The organism is uncultured Algimonas sp., from assembly GCF_947498175.1.
Lineage (GTDB): Bacteria > Pseudomonadota > Alphaproteobacteria > Caulobacterales > Maricaulaceae > Litorimonas.
This window is the reverse complement of the sequence record NZ_CANMJB010000003.1, coordinates 327,056-346,634: the sequence shown is the minus strand read 5'-3', so window position 1 is coordinate 346,634 and position 19,579 is coordinate 327,056. Positions and strand designations below refer to the sequence as shown.

The window sequence follows — 19,579 nt, the reverse complement described above, 5'->3', positions numbered from 1 at the left end:
AATGATGACAGATATGATGCATGAGAACGACCGTGACCCTTGACCAGGAAAAGCTCGAAACGGCTTCGAGCCTGTCTGGAATCTCGAATAGGACCGAATTGATCAACGCAGCTCTCGACGCCTTGATCGCGCATGAAGCCGCGATGCGGCTGGCGCGGCTAGGTGGATCCGAACCTGATTTGGAGCCTGCGCCCCGCCGACGCTTTTCGTGAAACTCTATGACAGTTCGATTTGGATCGACTTCCTACGAAGCGGCGATTCCGAGTTCCACAAGCGATTGGAAGCGAAACAGGTGCTCTGTCATCCATTCGTTAAAGGGGAGATTCTGCTTGGCTCGGTGTCAAACAGAGCCGGGCTGGAAATGCAATTGACGCGTCTGCCAAGATCGATCGAGGCAAGTAATGAAGAGGTGATGCTCTTCATCCGGAACACAGAGGTCTATGGCCGCGGCATCGGCTGGGTGGATGCCCACCTTCTCGTTTCGGCCAAGTTGACGGGCGTACCCTTGGCAACGCGCGACAAGCGTTTGGGTCGCGTGGCTCATGATCTCGGTCTAGCCTAGTTCGCCCACCAGCGAGTTCACGCCCGCGCTCGTGATCCGCACCGGCACGATCTGGCCGATCAGGTCTTCCGGGCCGTCGAAATGCGTGCCCGTTAAATAGGGAGAGCGACCGAACAGGCGACCCGGTTCCTTGGCGTGACCTTCGACCAGAACGTCCAGCGTCTTGCCGATGAGCCCCGCATTCCAGTCTCGTTGTTGCGTGTAGAGCAGCTCTTGCAAGCGCTTGAGCCGTTCGCTCTTGACCGCTTCGGGCACCTGTCGCGGCAGGGTCGCGCCCGGCGTGCCGGGGCGGGTGGAATATTTGAAGCTGAAGGAAGAGGCGTAGCCGATCTCGCGCACGCAGGTCATCGTCGCCTCGAAATCCTCGTCCGTTTCGCCTGGGAAGCCGACGATGAAGTCGCCACTGAGCGCGATGTCGGGCCGGGCCTCGCGCACGCGCGCGATCAGGTCGCGGTAGTGGGCGTAGGTGTGGCCCCGGTTCATGGCGTCAAGCACCCGGTCGCTGCCTGCCTGGATCGGGAGATGGAGGTATGGCATCAGCTTGGGCTCGGACGCCAGCGTTTCGATCAGGGCCTCGTCCATGTCGCGCGGGTGGCTGGTCGTGAAGCGCAGCCGGTCGATCCCGCCGATCTTCGCGACGTGACGGATAAGCTGACCCAGGCCCCATTCCGTGCCGTCAGGCCCATCGGCGTGGTACGCATCGACATTCTGCCCGATCAGCGTGATTTCGCGCACGCCCTGCCTAGCGAGCGAACGGGCCTCCAGCACGATCTGCTCGACCGGGCGGCTGACCTCGGCCCCGCGCGTGTAGGGCACGACGCAGAAGGTGCAGAACTTGTCGCAGCCTTCCTGCACGGTCAGGAAGGCGCTGTAGCCCTTGGCCTGACGTCCGGCGGGCAAAGCATCGAACTTCTCGATCGTGTCGAACTCGGTCTCCAGCACATCGCCCGCCGCGCGGCTGACGCGCGCGATCATTTCGGGCAGCTTGTGATAGGTTTGGGGACCCAGCACCATGTCCACGACCGGCGCGCGGCGGCGGATCTCTGCGCCTTCGGCCTGCGCGACGCAGCCCGCGACGGCGACCTTCATGTCCGACTTGTTCATTTCCTTATGTTTGCGGATGCGGCCCAGTTCCGAATAGACCTTCTCGGCCGCCTTTTCGCGAATGTGGCAGGTGTTGAGGATGACGAGATCGGCCTGGTCCGGCGTGTCCACCGCGGCGTAGCCGATCGGCGCGAGCACGTCGGCCATGCGTTCGCTGTCATAGACGTTCATCTGGCAGCCATAGGTCTTGATGAAGACCGACTTGGTGTTGGCCCCGGCGACGGGACGCGGCGTCGCCACCGTCGGCGCCTCGACATCGTCATGGGTGGACCGGCGAGGCGACGGGGATTTCAGGGTCGTGGCGGCAGGCGCGGGCGGACGTCCGATATCAAGGACCGTCCGGCGGGGCGCGCGGCCGTCACGGGACGCGGTTTTATCGCGCGGTGACATGGCGGAACTCCGAAACTGTGATTGGCGGGCCTTTAGTCGGCCTTTCGGTCTTCCGCAATCCGCGCGATCAGCTCCTCGCCCAACCGCACCGCGCCCTGATTGACGCCGTCCACGACCTCGGCATGGGGCAGGTAGAGATAGGGTTCGATCATCTCCAGCTCGATCAGGGCGAGCTGGCCGTCCAGCCCGCGCAGCAGATCGACGCGCGCATAGAGGGGCGCGTCGTCGAGCGTGGCGAGAATGGCGTCGGCACCGGCGATCTCGTCTGCGCTGGGCTGGTAGGTCGCTTCTGACCCGCCATAGAGGCTCTGGATGCGGTAGTCGCCGGGCTTGGCCGTTTTCAGAAGCGCGTGGCTGAACCGGCCACCGAAATAGAGAAAGCTATACTCGCCTTCGCTTTGCACGCTGGGCAGGAAAGGCTGGATCAGCGCGCCTTCGGGCGGCAGCGCGTCCGCGTCCGGCCAAGGCTCGCCTTTGCCGTAGAGCGCCTGCCGCCATGCGCCGCCCCCGACCTGCGGTTTGATGACGATGCGGTCCGTGCCGAACGCCTTGAAAGCGGCTTGCGCATCGGCGGGCGTGACGCCGTCCACCCGGCGGGTCGGGATCACTTTGGCCCCGCGCCGCGCCATCTCGTCCAGATAAAGCTTGTCCGAATTCCAGCGCAGCAGGTCCGGTGGGTTCAGTACGGGCGTCACTTCCGCAGCGCGCGCCATCGTCGCCAGAAAGCGCGCCTCATGCCCTTCGAAATAGTCCCACACCATGAGCGGCAGCAATGCATCGAAGCCGGGCGCATGGTCATCCGCCTCGTCCCACAGAACCGGGTCGAGCTGCAGACCGAGCGTTTCGAAACCCGACCGCAGGCTCGCCAGCTCCTCGTCGAACTCGAACGCGTCCGCGCGTTTCTCGCCTGCGCCGGGCAGCAGGTTGGCGGAGGCCAGAAGACCGATGCGCATCATGAAGACTTTCTCTGAAAAGGGTCTATTGTGTCTCGGTCCGACCCGCCTCAAGCGGTCAAGGTCGGGCGTCCCGGAACGCGGTCTGGGCCTCGCTCCGGCAGTCGAAGGTCGGATTGTTGGAAAAGCAGGCGGCGGCGAGGCCCAGCTCTGGCGAGGCCAGCATGTAGCTGGTGCCGTCAATATCGCCCCCGGAAAACCACAGGATCGCCGCCCCTTCGAACTCGCTTTTGACGAGGCCGAACGCATCGTTCGCCTTGTCGTGATCATAGCTCCGCGTGGACATCATCACCTCCCAGAACGCGTCGCCGAACACCGCGCCGCTCAGCATTTCGCGCTGCCAGAGCAGCCAGTCCGCCATCGACGTCATGACGCCGCTGCCACCATAATGCGGCGCGTTCCTGCGGATCAGGACCGGCCCGCCCTCCAGGCTGGCCTCGACCCCGACCGAGCGCAATTGTTCGACGAACTCTTTGGTGCGCGGAACCAGCCCCTCGGCGCGGTTGGGAATGATCCGGGTCGTGTCGTCATGGATCAGCGACGCCGTCATGCCCAGCGGATCGAAGATCTTTTCCGCCACCACCTCGCTGAACGGTCGCTCATAGAGACGGGCAATGAGCTCCGCGATCAGCTGGTAGTTGATGTTATTGTAGTCCCACCGCGAACCGGGAGGGAATTTCAGCGTCTTCTGCGCAAGGCTCGTCTCAATGGCGTCTTCGACGGTGAAGTAATGGTGAGTTGTCCACGGTATTCCGCCCGCACGCGGCAGGTCGTAGGCTTCGCTCAGCCCGCTTGTGAAATAGAGCAGATGGCCAACCGTGAGATCTTCGCCCAGATGGCGCGCTTCGGGAAAATGGGTCGCGACCGGGTCGTCCAGCGAAACCCGCTCTTCCAAAATGGCGAAGGCGAGCGCCGCCGCCGTGATCTGCTTGGACAGCGAGGCGATGTGGAACACCGTATCCGCGCCGACTTCCGCCCGGCTTTCGGGGTTCGCAACACCTTGCGCGACCAGGCTCACCCGGTCCGTTCGGTCCGTGGCGGCGACGACATGACCGCCCACGGCATTCTGGCCCCGCGCGGGAGCGGCGGCCGCGAGCAGAAGGACGATCAGCAGGATTATTCGCGTCATGGAAAGTGACCCCCTTTCTGGATTGCGACGCATGCATTGGGCAAGTTCAAGGCAGAGCGAAGCATCCCCGGCCGTCGCGCCATATCAGCTCTGCCGGAGTTTTCCAGCTCAAGCCTTTCGCCCCATCGCAACCCGGATGAAATTTTACGGGACGCGTAACGCAGGCTGCGCTATGTCCGCCGGACTGCGGCGTCGATCGCACGCCCGGAACAGTCTCCCCAAGCAGGATTTTCCACCATGTCAGCTGCTTACGATGTTGTCGGGATCGGCAACGCCATCATGGATGTCATCGCGCCCTTGAACGATGCCTTCCTGTCCGACCACGGCATGATCAAGGGCACGATGGCGCTGATTGACCAGGACCGGGCGTTGGCGCTGACTAAAGCGTTCCGGGCGAACGGCGAGACTCAGACCATCGCCGGCGGGTCCGCCGCCAACACGATGGTCGGGATAGCGGCCATGGGCCTGCGCGCCGCCTATATCGGCAAGGTCGGGCGCGACCGCACCGGCGAGGCGTTGGCGGACGGATACCGCGCGGCGGGACTGGATTTCGCCACCCGTCCGACCGATACGGGCGCGGCCTCGGCGCGCAGCATGATCGCGGTGACGCCCGATGGCGAGCGCACCATGAACACCTTCCTCGGCGCCTCGACGGAGTTCGAGACCGGCGACGTGGTCGATGCCATGATCCGCGCCGCCGACACGCTCTATCTCGAAGGCTATCTGTTCGACAGCGACGCGGCGAAGGCCGCCTACGTCCATGCCGCCGAAGTGGCGCGCGCGTCCGGCGGCAAGGTCGCGATCACCCTGTCCGATCCGTTCTGCGTCGACCGCCACCGCGACAGCTTCCGCCATCTGGTCGATCACCAGACCGACATCGTCTTCGCCAACCGCGACGAATTGCTGACCCTGACCGGCGGCAGCGATCTGGAGGCGGGCCTGGCCGAGCTGGAGCGCGACGATCTTGTCCTGTGCGTGACCTGCAGCGCGGACGGGTCCATCATCAGCGTTGGCGGGGAGCGCCACGACATCCCCGTCGTCTGGGCCGAAACGCTGGTCGACACGACCGGCGCGGGCGACCAGTACGCTGCCGGGGTGCTGGCGGGCCGCGCCATGGGCCTGTCCTGGCCCGATGCGGGCTATCTCGGCTCCATCGCGGCGGCGGAAGTGATCGGTCATTACGGCGCGCGTCCGGAAAGTTCGGTGCATGACATGGCGCTGCGCGTGGCGCCGGAGCTGATGCGCCGCGCAATGTCACCGGTCGCCTAAACCCTTTCCTAACCCTGTCGCGTAAGGCCGTCCTAAGCCTTCCGGCCTATTCCACGTCCCAAACCGGGTGCGGCGGCCGAACTGGCATGCCGCCCGTCCCAGTCAAAGGGCCGGTCCAAGGGAATGGGAGGCAGGTCGAGCATGGCGTTAGCCCCGAACATCGTCGCGCGTCAGACGCAAAGCCTGGCCATGACGCCGCAATTGCAGCAGGCGATCAAACTGCTGCAGCTGTCCAACATCGAACTCGCGGCTTTCGTCGAGGAACAGCTGGAGAAGAACCCGCTGCTGGAACGCGGCACGGGAGACGAGAACCGGCGCGGCGAGGAGGTGTCCGAAACCCCGACTCCCGATATGTCCGCTCATGGCGCCAGCCTGCAGATGGACGCCCCCGGCGCGGCACAGTCCGAAATGGATGCCCCCGAACACAGCGTCAGCGACGACAGTGCGTGCGATTCCGTCGGCACGGCGGCCGACGTGGGCGGAACGCTGGATTTCACCAAGGGCGCAGGTTCCGGTCGGCCCTTGTCGGACGGCTTCGACATCGCCGCCAACGCGGCCGCCGAAGTCACGCTGCAGGACCATCTGCGCAAACAGTTCGCCCATCTGGCCCTGTCGCCCGCCGACCGGCCGGTCGCGGATTATCTGCTCGGCCTGATCGACGATGCGGGTTACCTGCGCGAGGAAACGGAAAGCCTGGCCCTGTCGCTGGGCGTGCCGCCGTCGCGCATCGCCCGCGTGATCGCGCAGTTGCAGACGCTGGAACCGACCGGCGTGTTCGCGCGCAGCCTGGCGGAATGCCTGTCGCTGCAACTGTCCGAGACCGACCGGCTGGACGGGCCCAACCGAACCTTGCTCGACCATCTCGACCTGCTGGCGCGGCACGATCTCCCCCGGCTGACCAAACTGTGCAAGCTCGACCTGAACGAGCTGAAGACGCGCGTTCTGCATCTGCGCACGCTCAGCCCCAAGCCGGGGCTGGCCTATGGCGGAGCCGCCGTGTCGGGGCTGGAACCGGACGTGTTCGTACGCGAAACGCCGCAAGGCGGCTGGGCGGTGGAGCTGAATTCCGACACGCTGCCGCGCGTGCTGGTCAACAAGCGCTACTACCGCGAAATCAAGGCCGCGTCCGGTGACAGCGAGAGCGCGCGCGAGTTTTTGTCCGATTGCCACCAAAGCGCCAGCTGGCTGGTCAAGAGCCTGGACCAGCGCGCCCGGACGATCCTGAAGGTCGCGTCCGAGATCGTCCGCCAGCAGGACGCTTTCTTCGCCTACGGCGTCGATCACATGCGCCCACTCAAGCTCAAGGACGTGTCCGAAGCCATCGAGATGCATGAAAGCACGGTCAGCCGCGTCACGTCCGGCAAGTTCATGGCCACGCCGCGCGGCACAGTGGAACTCAAATTCTTCTTCACCGCCGCCATCGCGTCCACGTCAGGCGGCGAAGGCCACAGCGCCGAAGCCGTGCGCCACCGCATCCAGACCTTGGTCGATGAGGAAACGGATTCGAAAAGCGTCAAGTCCGACGACCGCATCGTCGAACTCCTGCGCGCCCACGGCGTCGAAATCGCCCGCCGCACCGTCGCCAAATACCGCGACGCTCTGGGCATCCCCAGCTCGGTGGAGCGAAGGCGGATCATCCGCAACCGCCTCTAGCCCCCCAGGTTTGCGTCCCGCCATGCGGGTCTGAGACCGGCGACGCCTGTGCAATGATCGGCTGTCTTCCGCCTGCCCGTCCTGTACCTCACGCCGGACCCGATCCGGGATGAGGCGCAAAAAGAAGACGGTGAACGACGGACCGCGCACGCCCGGCCTTGCGCGCGGATGTGGGAGCTGTCCCTGCCCGGCTGTCCCTACTCCGCCGGAACGGCGACGGGGCGACGTTTGGACGCGGCTTCGCCGACCAGCCCCCGGTCCGTGCCGCACACCTTGTCCCAGAACCGGAAGTAGAGGCCGTAATTGCCGGTGAACTTCGTGTGGTGCAGATTGTGATGACTCGCCGTGATGATGTGGCGGCCCAGCCAGCCTTCGATCCAGCGCTTGGGATAGACCTCCCATCCGGCATGGTTGAACACGGCGTTCACCGTCATCAGCATCAGGATCACCAGCGCGGTCGCCCAGTGGATCGGCACGAACAGCGCCATGACCGGCAGCAGCCAGGCCATGCTGGCCGCCTCGACCGGATCGAAGGAGAAGCTCGCCCAGGGCGTGGGCTGCACGCTGCGGTGATGGCCGGCATGAGTATGCTTGAAGAGCTTGGGATGATGCATGACGCGGTGGGAGAAGTAGAACCATGTGTCCTGCGCGAACAGATAGATCGCTGCGCTGGCCGGCAGCCACAGCCATTCGGCCGGACCTTGCGGCAGGCCGCCATAGATGGCTGTCCCGCCCACTTTCCACATCTCCAGCACGATGGCGGCAGGCAAGGCGTAGATGAAGGCGCTGATGACTGAGAGGCGGATTTCGTTGGCGATCGTCGCGCGGGTGGGTTCGCGCCGCGACAGGCGGACCGCCTTGCGCGGCTGGCGTTTCCACAAGGCCCAATGAACCGGCGCGACGATGAGGAAATACCGCGCGATGATGATCGCGGAGAGACCCGTAAAAGTCTCCACGAACCCCCAAAACGGTATCGGCCATCCCTCCATGGCTATCGCGCCTACGCCTTCGCCGGGTCCGCCGCAATGACACGGTGCTTGCCGCATGCATGTCACGCGTTAAGGTTCATCCATGCCGGACGCCATTCTCGCCATCGACCAGGGCACGACCAGTTCCCGCACCCTCGTGGTCGGGACGGACGGGACGATCCTGCACGCGGCACAGGAAGAATTCCCGCAGATCTATCCAGCCGACGGATGGGTCGAACACGATCCCGAAGCGATCTGGGCGACGGTCGAAGCCACTCTCACGGCCTGTCGCGACTGGTGCGCCGCCAACGCATACGCCCCGAAAGCCATCGGCATCACCAATCAGCGCGAGACGACGCTGGTCTGGGACCGCGAAACGGGCGAGTGCCTCTACAACGCCGTCGTCTGGCAGGACCGCCGCACGGCCGAGCGGTGCCGCGCTCTGGCGCGGGCGATGCCGGGACCGCAGCTCCAGGCCAAGACGGGCCTGCTGCATGACCCCTACTTCAGTGCCACCAAGATCGCCTGGATTCTCGACCATGTGGAGGGCGCCCGGACGCGGGCGGAAGCTGGCGAGTTGTGTTTCGGGACGATGGACAGTTTCCTGATCTGGCGGCTGACGGCCCAATCCGGCGGAAAACCGGTCCACGCGACGGATGCGACCAATGCGTCGCGCACCAATCTCTACAATATCCGCGACGGCCGTTGGGACGAGGCGCTGCTCGCCCTGTTCGGCGTGCCGGGTGCGGGCTTGCCCGACGTGCGCGACTGCGTGGACGATTACGGCCGCTGGGCCCCGGATGGCGGTGAGGGCATTCCGATCCGCGGCGTGGCGGGCGACCAGCAAGCGGCCGCCATCGGGCAGCTCTGCATCCGGCCTGGCGACATCAAGTCCACCTACGGAACAGGCTGCTTCGTCATCCTGAATACGGGGGCGGAGTGCCTGTCGTCGGACAACAGGCTGCTCTCCACCATCGCCTACCGGATCGGCGGCCACACGACCTACGCGCTGGAAGGCTCCATCTTCATTGCAGGGGCGGGGGTGCAATGGTTGCGCGACGAGATGGGGCTGGTCGAGACGGCCGAGCAGACGCAAGCGATCTGCGAACGGCTTGATGGAAATCACGGCGTCTATCTGGTGCCCGCCTTCACCGGCCTCGGCGCGCCATATTGGGAGCCGGATGCGCGCGGCGCCCTGTTCGGACTGACGCGCGATACGGGGCGCGACCATGTCGTGCGCGCGACGGTAGAAAGCGTCGTCTACCAGACGCACGACCTGTTCGAGGCCATGGCGAAGGACGGCGCGCATCCGAAGAGCTTGCGCGTGGACGGCGGCATGGTCGCGAACGACTGGATGGTCGGCCATCTGGCCGACGTGCTGGACCTGCCGGTGGAGCGGCCGGTCGTGCTGGAAACCACGGCCATGGGCGCGGCCTATCTGGCCATGATTGGAGCCGGAATGGCGGATGGTCTGGACGATCTCTCGGCGCTCTGGTCGCGCGACCGGCTATTCGAACCCGGCATGTCTGCGGATGGGCGAAAGACCCTCTTGGACGGCTGGGCGGACTGCGTTAGACGGCTGCTCGCCTGACGGCATGCGTGTGTCGTGGGGGGATAGCTCAATTGGTTAGAGCCACCCGCTCATAACGGGTTGGTTGGGGGTTCAAGTCCCTCTCCCCCTACGGTCGCGCATCCCCGCGGTTTCGCGGCGCATGAAAGTCCGCTCACATCATGGCGTGGCGGCGGCTGCGGTCGTATTTGGAGCATTCGGAGTCGCGGAAATGCTCGCACGTATTGCAAACGGTGCGCGCCGACATCTTCATGAACAGGCTGCCGAGGAACTGCATCAGACCAGCCTTTTCGAGGACATGGTCGACTTCCAGTTCGGTCGGGCAGGTCGTCTGCGTCGTTGCCAGGTCGCTCAGCGTCACGGCCAGCTGCGTCGTGCCGCGTAACGTGTTGATGACCGGGATCGTGCGCGGAACCGTCAGGGTCCGCGTCAGCTTGCAATCCAGCACAATGAGGTCGTAGCGCGACGTGGCCAGCTTGACCAAGCCGTCCTCGAAGGTCGTCACCTGTTCGGCCTCGTAGCGCACCGGCACGGACACGGAGAGCGTCCGCCGGACCACTGAGATTTCATTGGGGTCGCTGTCGATCAGCAGAAGCTGGAAGACGCGCGGGTTCTTGGGGATGAAGGCATCGATCTGGAACGTCATGCCGCCATAGAAATATAAATGGATTAACTAGGCGTGAAGATGGGTAATTTTACCAAGTGCAGTTACGGGTTGTGGAGCTTGCGCGGTCCCCGGTCGTGCGTTCGCGGGTTGCTCGGTTTCAGGCACTGCCGCCGAACGCGCTCAGCTGTTCGGGACTGACACCGATGCGGGCCAGCGCCTGCGTCCATTTGCCATTCATGTCGTCGCCGAAGACGAGCGCATCGTCCCCGCCCGCGACCAGCCAGGCATTGTCCGCAATCTCGGCTTCCAGCTGCCCCGGCCCCCAGCCGGCATAGCCGACGGCCAGCATAGCGCGATCCGGCGCCTGGTCGCCGACCAGCGCTTCGAGCGCGTCCTTGGTCGTGGACAGGCCCAGCGTGTCGGAAACCTTGAGCGTTTGGTCGTCCCGGAACCAGTCGGCGGAATGCAGCACGAAGCCCCGGTCGATGTCCACCGGTCCGCCGTCCAGCACGGGCGCGTCCGCGACGCGCACCTGTCCGTCCACGCCGACATGGTCGAGCAGGTCGGAAATGACGAGGCCCAGCTTGGCGCGGTTGACGATCAGCCCCATCGCGCCGGATGCATCATGCGCGCACAGAAAGATGACGGTCTGGGCGAAACGCGGGTCTCCCATGGCGGGCGTGGCGATCAGATACTGGCCGACATAGGTCGGATAATCGGCATTCTCGGAATTGGACGACTGTTCCATCCCCGATATGTGGGGACGTGTCCGAGCATTTTCAAGAATTGCCAGGCTTGGATTGGCGTGGCATTCTTATCGAACAACGATAATCCCATATACGCTTGAGAAAGAGACCGCCATGACCATCGAACCCGGACACACCCTTCCCGACGCCACCTTCATGACCATGGGCGAGGACGGACCTGCGCCGATGAGCGCATCGGAGCTGTTCTCCGGAAAGCGCGTCGTTCTGTTCGCCGTGCCGGGCGCCTATACGCCGACCTGCTCGGCCAAGCACCTGCCGGGCTTCAAGGACAACATGGCCGACCTCAAAGCCAAGGGCGTGGACACGGTCGCCTGCACCTCGGTCAACGACGTCTTCGTGATGGATGCCTGGGGCAAGGAACAGGGCGCGGACGATGTGTTGATGCTGGCGGACGGCAACGGTGCCTTCGCCAAGGAGTTGGGCCTCGAGATGGATGCGAGCCAGTTCGGCATGGGGACGCGGTCGCAGCGCTATGCCATGGTCGTCGATGACGGCAGGGTCGAGCAGCTCTTCGTGGAAGGCCCGGGCGAGTTCAAGGTCAGTTCCGCCGAACATGTCCTGGACAATCTCTAGAACGCAACAGACAACCAGGGACAGACGAGAAGGAGAGATAGATGGAGATAGGTCAGATATTGGTTCTGCTGCTGGTCGGCTTGGTCCTGTTCTTCGTGGTGCGGGCCGTGACGGTCGTGCATCAGGGCTCGGAATATACTGTCGAGCAGTTCGGCCGCTATTCGCGCACGCTCAAGCCCGGCCTGACCTTCCTGATCCCCTTCTACGAACGCATCGGCCACAAGATCAACATGCGCGAACGCGTGATCGACGTGCCGTCCCAGGATGTCATCACCAAGGACAATGCCATGGTCACGGCCGATGCCGTGGTCTTCATCCAGGTGCTGGACCCGCGCAAGGCCGCCTATGAGGTCAACAATCTCGACCACGCGATCCAGAACCTCTGCCTGACCAACGTCCGGACGGTGGTCGGCTCGATGGATCTGGACGAGGTTCTGTCACGCCGCGACGAGATCAACGCCAAGCTGCTGACCGTGATCGACCAGGCGACGGATACGTGGGGGACGAAAGTCACGCGGATCGAGATCAAGGACCTGTCGCCGCCGCACGACATCACCCAGGCGATGAACAAGCAGATGAAAGCGGAGCGCGAGAAGCGCGCCGAAATCCTGGAGGCCGAAGGGCGCAAGCAAAGCCAGATCCTGCGCGCCGAGGGCGAAAAGGAAGCCGCCGTGCGCGAAGCCGAAGGCCGCCGCGAGGCCGCTTTCCTGGACGCCGAAGCGCGCGAACGCGAAGCCCAGGCCGAAGCCAAGGCGACGCAGATGGTCAGCGAGGCCATCGCGGCGGGCGACGTCAATGCGATCAATTATTTCGTGGCGCAGGATTACGTCAAGGCGTTCGAGAAACTGGCGACCGCGCCCAACCAGAAGACATTGATCGTCCCCGCGGAGCTCGGCGCCTTGGCCGGCAGCGTGGCCGGGCTGAAGGCGCTGATCGAGAGCGGCCAAGGGGAAAGAGGAAAGGAATAAGGCATGATCGAACTCCTCTCCCAGCTCACCGCCTGGCACTGGCTGGCGCTCGGCATCGTCCTGCTCGGGGTCGAGCTGCTGACCGGCTCGACCTACATCCTGTGGCCCGCCGTCTCGGCTTTGTTCGTCGGGGTGCTGATGTTCATCGCGCCGGGACTGGGATGGGAAATGCAGCTATTGCTGTTCTTCCTGCTGTCGGTCGCGACGCTGGTGCTGGGCCGGACCCATCTGCAGCGCTTGGTCAAGGGCGGGGAGCCGTCCGACCTCAACGATCCGGGCCAGGCCATGGTCGGCCGCCAGGTCCGGGCGGTGGGCGATTTCGACGGCACGGAAGGCCGGGTCGAACTCGGCGGTACGCAATGGGCGGCCCGGCTGGACGGCGCGTCGCTCCCGGTTCCGGATGTAAAGACGGGCGACCTGTTGCGCATCCGCACCGTGCAGGGCGCCACCCTGATCGTGGAGCGCTAGACCGGAAATCAGTCCTCGCCGCCGCTGAATTTGGCGACCGTCTCGGCGTCCGGGCTCGGCGACAGGCGATAATAGCCGTCCGCGATGCGAATGCCGTCTGCGCCCATTGCTTCCAGAACGTCAACATCGACCAGGCGCGCTCCGTCATAGAGCGTGAAGGCGGGTTCGCCGATATCCGCGCCGTCCGCGGTCGCCCAGAGGCGCGGCGGGTTGTCTTCGTCGCGGCCCGCCACGGCCACGTGATCGAACTTCGGCACCATGAACCCCATCGCGCCGGCCATCTTCTTGTAATGGGATCGTCCGTCCTTCAGCCCGTCTTCGATCTCGGCCAGCCCATGCGTGCCCGGCGTGCGCAGGAACCGGATGCCCAAACCCATATTCAGCCTGTAGCCCATATCCATCGGACGCCGGCCTGCCCGGGCAGGATCGACGATGCACAGTTCGGCGGCGTCCGATGCAGCCGCCAACATCGGCGTCAGACCGGTGCTGCGATGATGCGCGTCGAAGGCGATCGGGGTGACGGCGGTGCCGTCGCGCAGTTCGGCGCGTTCCGGCAGTGCTTCGCCGTCCTGCAGATCGAAGCCGAGCGCGAACTCGGCGCCGACCGTGTCGCGCTTTCGGTCCTTCAGCCCATCGAACTTCCGCAGCATCGCGGTCATGTCCGCCGTCTCGAAGCAATAATCCCGGCCCAGCGGTTCAGGCGCGTCCTGGGCCAGAACGGGGGCGACGAAAGCGGCCAGCAGTGCGATGGCGAACGGAATTTTCATGCGATCCGTCTTGGAGGGGCGTCCGGAGGCGCAAAAGTGAAACCTTCGCCATATTCGGCATATGCCGATCCCGCCGCTCATGCCGGAGCCCCCAATGCACCTGGTCGCTATCGCGCCATTGCGACTCGACGCCGGAGCGGGGCCGCTCTATGGGCAAGACATGCCCGTCCGTATCTCGCGTCAGACCTCCCGCCTCGCCGCTCTCCTGCTGATCGCTGCCTCGCTTTCGGCCTGCGGCATCCGCGGCAGCCTGCAGACCGCGCCGCCGCTCTGGGGCGAGGGGGCGGAGAAACCCGTCGAGACGCCTGAACCTACGGAAGAAGAAGACATCATGCCTCTGCCGCAATACGGCGTGGAAGAGGTCGGGCAGCCCTGACGCCGCCTGCGCGTCCGGTCCGCTTCTCCTGTCGATTCCGCCATGCGCCACTTCGATCACCGCGACGGCGAACTCCATGCCGAGGATGTGCCTCTGTCGCGTATCGCGGCCGAGGTCGGCACGCCCGTCTATGTCTATTCCTCCGCCACGCTGGAACGCCACTACCGTGTTTTCGCAGACAGCTTCGGCGGGCTGGACACGCTGGTGGCCTATTCGGTCAAGGCCAATAGCAATATCGCCGTGCTGCAGACTCTGGCCCGGCTGGGTGCAGGCGCGGACGTGGTATCGGGCGGAGAACTGGCCCGCGCGCTGATCGCAGGCATTCCAGGCGAGCGGATCGTCTTTTCCGGCGTCGGCAAGACGCGGGACGAAATGTCCGCCGCGCTGGAGGCGGACATTCATGTCTTCAACGTCGAAAGCCTGCCGGAACTGCGCGTGCTGGACGACGTCGCCCAGTCCATGGGACGCCGCGCGCCCGTCGCCTTCCGCGTCAATCCGGATGTCAGCGCCGGCGGGCACGAAAAGATCAGCACTGGCAAGAAGGAGAACAAGTTCGGCATCGCTTGGGACCGGGCCGAGTCCGCCTATGCCGAAGCGGCCTGCTTGCCGGGGATCGAGGTGGTCGGGGTGGACGTCCACATCGGCAGCCAGATCGACGACCTGGCCCCGTTCGAAGCCGCCATCCGCAAGGTGCGCGGCCTGATCGAACGGCTGCGCACCCAAGGCCACGACATCCGCCTGTTCGATATCGGCGGCGGCCTGGGGATTCATTATGGCGACGACAACCGCATGCCCCCGCCACCGTCCGATTATGGCCAGCTGGTCCGGCGGCTGACCGCGGATCTGGGCGTGCAGATGGTATTCGAACCGGGCCGCATGATCGCGGGAAACAGCGGCGTGCTGCTGACCGAAGTGCTCTATGTCAAGGGCGGCGGCGACCGCGAATTCCTGATCGTCGATGCCGCCATGAACGACTTGCTGCGCCCTGCCCTCTACGACGCCTGGCACGCGGTCGAACCCGTGCGCCTGCCCGAACCGGACCAGGCGTCCGCGACCTACGACATCGTCGGCCCGATCTGCGAATCCGGCGACACTTTCGCCAAGGACCGAATGATGCCCGCCGTCCGTGCGGGCGACCTCGTCGTCTTCCACTCCGCCGGGGCCTACGGCGCCGCACAGAGCAGCCAATACAATACCCGCCCCCTCGTCCCCGAAGTCATGGTCCGCGGCGGCCAGTACCGCCTCATCCGCAAACGCCCCAGCGTAGAGGAGATGCTGGAACGGGAGAGATTGGTGGACTGGTCGAACTGACTAACCTGGCCCCACAGGTTTGCGTCCCGCCATGCGGGTCTAAGAACGGCGAAGCCGTTCGTCGCAAACCTTGTTCCGCAGGAACACGCGTCCCAAAGGACGCGAAGGAAACGCCGCCCCGCAAGCCCAAACGGCGTCTTGTCCAGCCATTTCCCCACCCCCTCATCCCGGGGTCAACCCGGGATCCATCTCCCAACCGTTCCAGCTGGCCCAGCCGTACCGTGATGGACCCCACGGGACCGCGCGAGCGAGTCCCTGCCCGGGGGTGAGGCTATGAAGGCAGCTAAGGCAAGACCAGAAGGCCTCGCACGGGTTTCGGGCTTGTCTGTTTCGGACTCTTCTAGAAAGCATTCCTTGTCCATCTGGAACGTCCGGCTCTTTCAGTCGCTTGCAAAAACGCAAACCGGTCCTCGTTCGGATCACGACGCTGACGACCGGTGCGCCGGCCGGACGCGCGGATTTCGTGTCTTGCGTGAGACGGCAACCTCTTTTCCTTCCCCCCTTGCCTCCGTCGCGCTAAGCCGCGCACGAAAACCACCAAGAGGCCGCTCCCGATGTCCGATCCGAAAAAAGTCGTCCTCGCCTATTCCGGCGGGCTCGACACCTCGATCATCCTGAAATGGCTGCAGGAGGAAAAGGGCTGCGAGGTGGTGACTTTCACCGCCGATCTGGGGCAGGGCGAGGAGTTGGAACCCGCGCGGCAGAAGGCGCTGGATGCGGGCGTGAAGCCGGAGAACATATATATCGACGATCTGCGCGAGGAATTCGTGCGCGATTTCGTCTTTCCGATGTTCCGCGCCAATACGGTCTATGAAGGTCTTTACCTACTCGGCACGTCGATCGCGCGGCCGCTCATCTCCAAGCGCCAGATCGAGATCGCGCACGAAGTCGGCGCGGACGCGGTCTGTCACGGCGCGACCGGCAAGGGCAATGATCAGGTCCGCTTCGAACTGGGCTATTACGCGCTCGACCCGGATATCAAGGTGATCGCCCCGTGGCGCGAATGGGATCTGAACAGCCGCAACAAGCTGATCGAATATGCCGAGAAGCACGGCATCGAGATCGCCACCGACAAGCGCGGCGAAGCGCCGTTTTCCGTCGATGCGAACCTGCTGCACACCAGCTCCGAAGGCAAGGTGCTGGAAGACCCGAACGACGAAGCGCCGAGCTATGTCTATCAGCGCACGGTCAGTCCCGAAGATGCGCCGGACACGGCGACCATCATCGAGGTCGGCTTCGAGCGCGGCGATGCCGTGTCGATCGACGGCGAGACGATGAGCCCGGCGACCTTGCTGACGCGGCTCAACGAGCTGGGCGGCGAGAACGGGATCGGCCGCCTCGACCTGCTGGAAAACCGTTTCGTCGGCATGAAGTCGCGCGGCGTCTACGAGACGCCCGGCGGGACAATCCTTCTCATGGCGCATCGCGGTATCGAACAGATCACGATGGACAAGGGCGCGGCGCATCTGAAGGACGAGTTGATGCCGCGCTATGCCGAGCTGATCTATAACGGTTTCTGGTTCAGCCCCGAGCGCGAAATGCTCCAGGCCGCGATCGACGCCTCGCAGGAACTGGTCACCGGCACGGTCCGGCTGAAGCTCTACAAGGGCAATGTCGACATCATCGGGCGCGCGAGCGACTATTCGCTCTACAGCCAGGAACATGTCACCTTCGAGGAAGACGATGTCTATGATCAGGCCGACGCTGGCGGGTTCATCAAGATCAACGCCCTGCGCCTGCGCCTGCTCAAGGCGCGCGACCGCAAGGCGGGTCTGAACCGCTAGGGGTCGTCGGCCGCCTCCGGACGCGGAGACGGCGTCGCCGTTTCGAACTCTGCGACACGGTCCAGGAAGGCGACGGCTTGCGGTTCGGTCGCGGCAGGCACGACGGTGGTCGTCGCTGTGCCAAAGGCGTAGCCCGGTGCGGGCTGGGCGGCGCGGAAGACCAGTCCGAGCAGTAGCATCAGTACGATGCCGCTCAGCACGCCCATCAGAAATGGCTTGCGATTGCCCGGTTGCAGCCTGCCTTCGGCTTGACCCAGCGCACGGATGCGGCCGATCAGCGAGGCGCGATCCGGTTCGGCGATTTCTGCGGCGTGCGGGTGCGGCGTCTGGGCGCTAGGCTCGGGACGGACCTGTCCGAACGGCGCGGAACCGCCCGGGTGGCCGGGCATTGGTGCTGCGCGAAACCGGGCATAGGCATCCGGGTGAGTCTGGCCGCCGACAGCGCAACGTGGATCGAAAGTCTGCACCGGCCGCGCAGGCGCGGATTGTGGTGGATGCGGTTGCCAGACGACCGGTCCGTCCGGCTGCTGCACAAGGTCTTCGAACGACGGCTGTTCGTGCCGGGGGATGGACGCGGTCATGTTCGGGGCTTTTTATCCTCGGCGGTTGGGGCACGGCGGGGTCGCGCTCTACCGGCACCGCAATACGACCATCCCATCCAAGCACGGCCGCCCCTAAGGCCGGGTTAAGCCGGACAACGGAAACAACGGCTCCCGGATCCGGAAACCTTGCGTCAACCCTCTTGTGTCACGCACTGGGACCATCGGCAGAAGCGCAGTCGAAAAATTTGTGCGTTTTTGCCGGGGACAGGGTGGCTCCACTCCTATATGGGGCTGCCGTCATCGACCGGGGCGATTCCCGTTTCGCGATTACCGCCCCGCCCGCCGGGGCCTGCGCAGGAGGCCCGCATGGCCAAGCACCGCACCCCCAAATCCCCGTCGGGCGAGCTGGGTTTCCGCGAATCCGTCGAACTCATGTTCAACCGGGCCGCGTCCTTCATGGACCTGTCGCCCGCCCTGATCGAGAAGATCCGCGTCTGCAACGCGACCTATATCGTGCGCTTCGGCGTGAAGTTGCGCGGCGAGGTCAAGACTTTCGTCGGCTACCGGTCCGTCCACTCCGAGCACCGCGAGCCGGTCAAGGGCGGCATCCGCTATTCCTCCCACGTCAATCAGGACGAAGTCGAGGCGCTGGCCGCGCTGATGACCTATAAATGCGCGCTGGTCGAAGTGCCGTTCGGCGGCTCCAAGGGGGGGCTCTGCATCAATCCGGGCGATTGGGAAGAGAACGAGCTAGAGCGCATCACGCGCCGTTTCACCTTCGAACTCGCCCGGCGCGACCTGATCCATCCTTCGCTCAACGTGCCTGCGCCCGACATGGGCACGGGCGAGCGCGAGATGAGCTGGATGATGGACGAGTACCGCCGCCTCAACAACACCAACATGGACAATATGGCCTGCGTGACCGGCAAACCCGTCCATCTTGGCGGAATCGAAGGCCGGGTCGAGGCGACGGGCCGCGGCGTGCAATACGCGTTGCGCGAATTCTTCCGCCATCCGGAAGATGTGGAAGGCGCAGGCCTGCGCGGCGATCTGCAGGACAAGACGGTGGTGGTCCAGGGCCTCGGCAATGTCGGCTACCACGCCGCCAAGTTCGTGTCCGAAGAGGACGGCGCCAAGATCACGGCCGTGATCGAACGCGACGGGGTGATCCGCAATCCGGACGGCCTCGCCATCGAAGCACTGAAACTGCATTTGTTGGCTGGGCGACATCTGTCGGAATTTGACGGCGGCGAATTCGACGAGGACGGCCGCGCGGCACTGTCTGACCGCTGCGACATCCTGATCCCGGCCGCGCTGGAAGGCCAGATCAATCTCGACAACGCCTATTCGGTCAAGGCCAAGCTGATCATCGAGGCCGCCAACGGCCCCGTTACGGCGAAAGCGGACAAGATTCTGCGCGACCGCGGCGTGGTCATCATCCCGGACATGTACGCCAATGCGGGCGGCGTGACCGTATCCTATTTCGAATGGGTCAAGAACATCAGCCACATCCGCTTCGGCCGGATGCAGCGCCGCAATGAGGAATCCCGCAACCGCCACCTGATCGAAGCGCTGGAGGAGAACGGCATCAAGTTCACCGACGACTTCAAGGCCGAATGGATGGAAGGCGCCGACGAGCTCGACCTGGTCCGCGCGGGCCTCGACGATACGATGCGCCTCGCCTATCAGAACATCCGCGCCGCATTGAAGGAAAAGCCGGAACTGGAAGATCTGCGCACGGCGGCGTTCTACGTGGCGATCAGCGATATTGCGCTGCACTACCAAAGCATCGGATTATAGGGCAGGCCTGGCCGTTGA

At 64.6% G+C, this 19,579-nt stretch carries 20 protein-coding genes and 1 tRNA gene; 13 read left to right on the top strand and 8 right to left on the bottom strand.

The window, feature by feature from the left end; translation table 11 throughout:
• The first annotated feature begins 20 nt into the window (after positions 1 to 20).
• Both Q0718_RS06495 and Q0718_RS06490 read left to right on the top strand, forming a co-directional pair.
• Entirely contained in the window at positions 21 to 212 is a 192-nt protein-coding gene (locus Q0718_RS06495) for a type II toxin-antitoxin system VapB family antitoxin (protein ID WP_298915207.1), read from the top strand.
• Positions 209 to 562: a PIN domain-containing protein gene (locus tag Q0718_RS06490; RefSeq protein ID WP_298915206.1), complete on the top strand. Its 354-nt coding sequence runs from the start codon at positions 209 to 211 to the stop codon at positions 560 to 562. The genes Q0718_RS06495 and Q0718_RS06490 overlap by 4 nt, the downstream gene beginning before the upstream one ends.
• Here Q0718_RS06490 and miaB read toward each other — a convergent pair.
• The 3 genes from miaB to Q0718_RS06475 are packed head-to-tail and all read right to left on the bottom strand — an operon-like array spanning position 554 to position 4,138.
• On the bottom strand, positions 554 to 2,056 hold the full coding sequence (gene miaB, locus Q0718_RS06485; protein WP_298915203.1) for a tRNA (N6-isopentenyl adenosine(37)-C2)-methylthiotransferase MiaB: 1,503 nt from the start codon (positions 2,054 to 2,056) through the stop codon (positions 554 to 556). The genes Q0718_RS06490 and miaB overlap by 9 nt on opposite strands.
• A gap of 32 nt (positions 2,057 to 2,088) precedes the next feature.
• Positions 2,089 to 3,012, bottom strand: coding sequence for a hypothetical protein (locus Q0718_RS06480; protein ID WP_298915200.1), 924 nt, complete (start codon positions 3,010 to 3,012; stop codon positions 2,089 to 2,091).
• Between the two features lie 55 nt (positions 3,013 to 3,067).
• Positions 3,068 to 4,138: a serine hydrolase gene (locus tag Q0718_RS06475; protein WP_298915198.1), complete on the bottom strand. Its 1,071-nt coding sequence runs from the start codon at positions 4,136 to 4,138 to the stop codon at positions 3,068 to 3,070.
• 237 nt (positions 4,139 to 4,375) lie between these two features.
• On the opposite strand from Q0718_RS06475, the gene Q0718_RS06470 reads away from it, so the two are divergent.
• Together Q0718_RS06470 and rpoN are read left to right on the top strand one after the other, a co-directional pair.
• On the top strand, positions 4,376 to 5,407 hold the full coding sequence (locus tag Q0718_RS06470) for an adenosine kinase (RefSeq protein WP_298915195.1): 1,032 nt from the start codon (positions 4,376 to 4,378) through the stop codon (positions 5,405 to 5,407).
• Between the two features lie 141 nt (positions 5,408 to 5,548).
• A complete protein-coding gene (gene rpoN, locus Q0718_RS06465) occupies positions 5,549 to 7,060 on the top strand; it encodes an RNA polymerase factor sigma-54 (RefSeq protein ID WP_298915192.1) in 1,512 nt (503 codons plus the stop codon).
• 197 nt (positions 7,061 to 7,257) lie between these two features.
• Here rpoN and Q0718_RS06460 read toward each other — a convergent pair whose 3' ends face one another.
• Positions 7,258 to 8,016: a sterol desaturase family protein gene (locus Q0718_RS06460; protein ID WP_298915189.1), complete on the bottom strand. Its 759-nt coding sequence runs from the start codon at positions 8,014 to 8,016 to the stop codon at positions 7,258 to 7,260.
• 115 nt (positions 8,017 to 8,131) lie between these two features.
• On the opposite strand from Q0718_RS06460, the gene glpK reads away from it, so the two are divergent.
• Together glpK and Q0718_RS06450 are read left to right on the top strand one after the other, a co-directional pair.
• Positions 8,132 to 9,619 (top strand): glycerol kinase GlpK, encoded by a 1,488-nt coding sequence (glpK, locus tag Q0718_RS06455; protein WP_298915187.1) that lies wholly within the window; start codon positions 8,132 to 8,134, stop codon positions 9,617 to 9,619.
• Between the two features lie 17 nt (positions 9,620 to 9,636).
• Positions 9,637 to 9,710, top strand: a tRNA-Ile gene (locus Q0718_RS06450).
• A 42-nt stretch (positions 9,711 to 9,752) separates the two neighbouring features.
• Here the strand turns inward: Q0718_RS06450 and Q0718_RS06445 are convergent.
• On the bottom strand, positions 9,753 to 10,244 hold the full coding sequence (locus tag Q0718_RS06445) for a hypothetical protein (RefSeq protein ID WP_298915184.1): 492 nt from the start codon (positions 10,242 to 10,244) through the stop codon (positions 9,753 to 9,755).
• Between the two features lie 118 nt (positions 10,245 to 10,362).
• The gene (locus Q0718_RS06440) at positions 10,363 to 10,953 is read right to left on the bottom strand and encodes a YqgE/AlgH family protein (protein WP_298915182.1); all 591 of its coding nucleotides are present in this window, start codon (positions 10,951 to 10,953) and stop codon (positions 10,363 to 10,365) included.
• Positions 10,954 to 11,065: 112 nt separating this feature from the next.
• Here Q0718_RS06440 and Q0718_RS06435 point away from each other — a divergent pair, with 112 nt between their 5' ends.
• The 3 genes from Q0718_RS06435 to Q0718_RS06425 are packed head-to-tail and all read left to right on the top strand — an operon-like array spanning position 11,066 to position 12,981.
• The gene (locus Q0718_RS06435) at positions 11,066 to 11,545 is read left to right on the top strand and encodes a peroxiredoxin (protein ID WP_298915180.1); all 480 of its coding nucleotides are present in this window, start codon (positions 11,066 to 11,068) and stop codon (positions 11,543 to 11,545) included.
• 41 nt (positions 11,546 to 11,586) lie between these two features.
• On the top strand, positions 11,587 to 12,513 hold the full coding sequence (locus Q0718_RS06430) for an SPFH domain-containing protein (RefSeq protein ID WP_298915179.1): 927 nt from the start codon (positions 11,587 to 11,589) through the stop codon (positions 12,511 to 12,513).
• A 3-nt stretch (positions 12,514 to 12,516) separates the two neighbouring features.
• Positions 12,517 to 12,981 carry an NfeD family protein gene (locus tag Q0718_RS06425; RefSeq protein WP_298915176.1) on the top strand — a complete coding sequence of 155 codons (465 nt, stop codon included), beginning with the start codon at positions 12,517 to 12,519 and terminating at the stop codon, positions 12,979 to 12,981.
• 8 nt (positions 12,982 to 12,989) lie between these two features.
• Here Q0718_RS06425 and Q0718_RS06420 read toward each other — a convergent pair whose 3' ends face one another.
• A complete protein-coding gene (locus Q0718_RS06420) occupies positions 12,990 to 13,748 on the bottom strand; it encodes a hypothetical protein (protein WP_298915173.1) in 759 nt (252 codons plus the stop codon).
• Between the two features lie 94 nt (positions 13,749 to 13,842).
• On the opposite strand from Q0718_RS06420, the gene Q0718_RS06415 reads away from it, so the two are divergent.
• The 3 genes from Q0718_RS06415 (at position 13,843) to Q0718_RS06405 (ending at position 17,219) form a co-directional block, all read left to right on the top strand.
• The gene (locus tag Q0718_RS06415; RefSeq protein WP_298915169.1) at positions 13,843 to 14,124 is read left to right on the top strand and encodes a lipoprotein; all 282 of its coding nucleotides are present in this window, start codon (positions 13,843 to 13,845) and stop codon (positions 14,122 to 14,124) included.
• Positions 14,125 to 14,166: 42 nt separating this feature from the next.
• Entirely contained in the window at positions 14,167 to 15,435 is a 1,269-nt protein-coding gene (lysA, locus tag Q0718_RS06410) for a diaminopimelate decarboxylase (protein ID WP_298915166.1), read from the top strand.
• Positions 15,436 to 15,989: 554 nt separating this feature from the next.
• Positions 15,990 to 17,219 (top strand): argininosuccinate synthase, encoded by a 1,230-nt coding sequence (locus Q0718_RS06405; protein WP_298915164.1) that lies wholly within the window; start codon positions 15,990 to 15,992, stop codon positions 17,217 to 17,219.
• Here the strand turns inward: Q0718_RS06405 and Q0718_RS06400 are convergent.
• Positions 17,216 to 17,800: a hypothetical protein gene (locus tag Q0718_RS06400; RefSeq protein WP_298915162.1), complete on the bottom strand. Its 585-nt coding sequence runs from the start codon at positions 17,798 to 17,800 to the stop codon at positions 17,216 to 17,218. The genes Q0718_RS06405 and Q0718_RS06400 overlap by 4 nt on opposite strands.
• Before the next feature lie 327 nt (positions 17,801 to 18,127).
• Here Q0718_RS06400 and Q0718_RS06395 point away from each other — a divergent pair, with 327 nt between their 5' ends.
• Positions 18,128 to 19,561: a Glu/Leu/Phe/Val dehydrogenase dimerization domain-containing protein gene (locus Q0718_RS06395; RefSeq protein WP_298915159.1), complete on the top strand. Its 1,434-nt coding sequence runs from the start codon at positions 18,128 to 18,130 to the stop codon at positions 19,559 to 19,561.
• The last annotated feature ends 18 nt before the right edge of the window (positions 19,562 to 19,579 follow it).

What these genes read in the sequence shown, in the direction of transcription:
- Q0718_RS06495 (WP_298915207.1), top strand. Translation starts at nt 21, where the DNA reads ATGAGAACGACCGTGACCCTTGACCAGGAAAAGCTCGAAACGGCTTCG.
- miaB (WP_298915203.1), bottom strand. Translation starts at nt 2,056, where the DNA reads ATGTCACCGCGCGATAAAACCGCGTCCCGTGACGGCCGCGCGCCCCGC.
- Q0718_RS06480 (WP_298915200.1), bottom strand. Translation starts at nt 3,012, where the DNA reads ATGATGCGCATCGGTCTTCTGGCCTCCGCCAACCTGCTGCCCGGCGCA.
- Q0718_RS06475 (WP_298915198.1), bottom strand. Translation starts at nt 4,138, where the DNA reads ATGACGCGAATAATCCTGCTGATCGTCCTTCTGCTCGCGGCCGCCGCT.
- Q0718_RS06470 (WP_298915195.1), top strand. Translation starts at nt 4,376, where the DNA reads ATGTCAGCTGCTTACGATGTTGTCGGGATCGGCAACGCCATCATGGAT.
- rpoN (WP_298915192.1), top strand. Translation starts at nt 5,549, where the DNA reads ATGGCGTTAGCCCCGAACATCGTCGCGCGTCAGACGCAAAGCCTGGCC.
- glpK (WP_298915187.1), top strand. Translation starts at nt 8,132, where the DNA reads ATGCCGGACGCCATTCTCGCCATCGACCAGGGCACGACCAGTTCCCGC.
- Q0718_RS06445 (WP_298915184.1), bottom strand. Translation starts at nt 10,244, where the DNA reads ATGACGTTCCAGATCGATGCCTTCATCCCCAAGAACCCGCGCGTCTTC.
- Q0718_RS06440 (WP_298915182.1), bottom strand. Translation starts at nt 10,953, where the DNA reads ATGGAACAGTCGTCCAATTCCGAGAATGCCGATTATCCGACCTATGTC.
- Q0718_RS06435 (WP_298915180.1), top strand. Translation starts at nt 11,066, where the DNA reads ATGACCATCGAACCCGGACACACCCTTCCCGACGCCACCTTCATGACC.
- Q0718_RS06430 (WP_298915179.1), top strand. Translation starts at nt 11,587, where the DNA reads ATGGAGATAGGTCAGATATTGGTTCTGCTGCTGGTCGGCTTGGTCCTG.
- Q0718_RS06425 (WP_298915176.1), top strand. Translation starts at nt 12,517, where the DNA reads ATGATCGAACTCCTCTCCCAGCTCACCGCCTGGCACTGGCTGGCGCTC.
- Q0718_RS06420 (WP_298915173.1), bottom strand. Translation starts at nt 13,748, where the DNA reads ATGAAAATTCCGTTCGCCATCGCACTGCTGGCCGCTTTCGTCGCCCCC.
- Q0718_RS06415 (WP_298915169.1), top strand. Translation starts at nt 13,843, where the DNA reads ATGCACCTGGTCGCTATCGCGCCATTGCGACTCGACGCCGGAGCGGGG.
- lysA (WP_298915166.1), top strand. Translation starts at nt 14,167, where the DNA reads ATGCGCCACTTCGATCACCGCGACGGCGAACTCCATGCCGAGGATGTG.
- Q0718_RS06405 (WP_298915164.1), top strand. Translation starts at nt 15,990, where the DNA reads ATGTCCGATCCGAAAAAAGTCGTCCTCGCCTATTCCGGCGGGCTCGAC.
- Q0718_RS06400 (WP_298915162.1), bottom strand. Translation starts at nt 17,800, where the DNA reads ATGACCGCGTCCATCCCCCGGCACGAACAGCCGTCGTTCGAAGACCTT.
- Q0718_RS06395 (WP_298915159.1), top strand. Translation starts at nt 18,128, where the DNA reads ATGGCCAAGCACCGCACCCCCAAATCCCCGTCGGGCGAGCTGGGTTTC.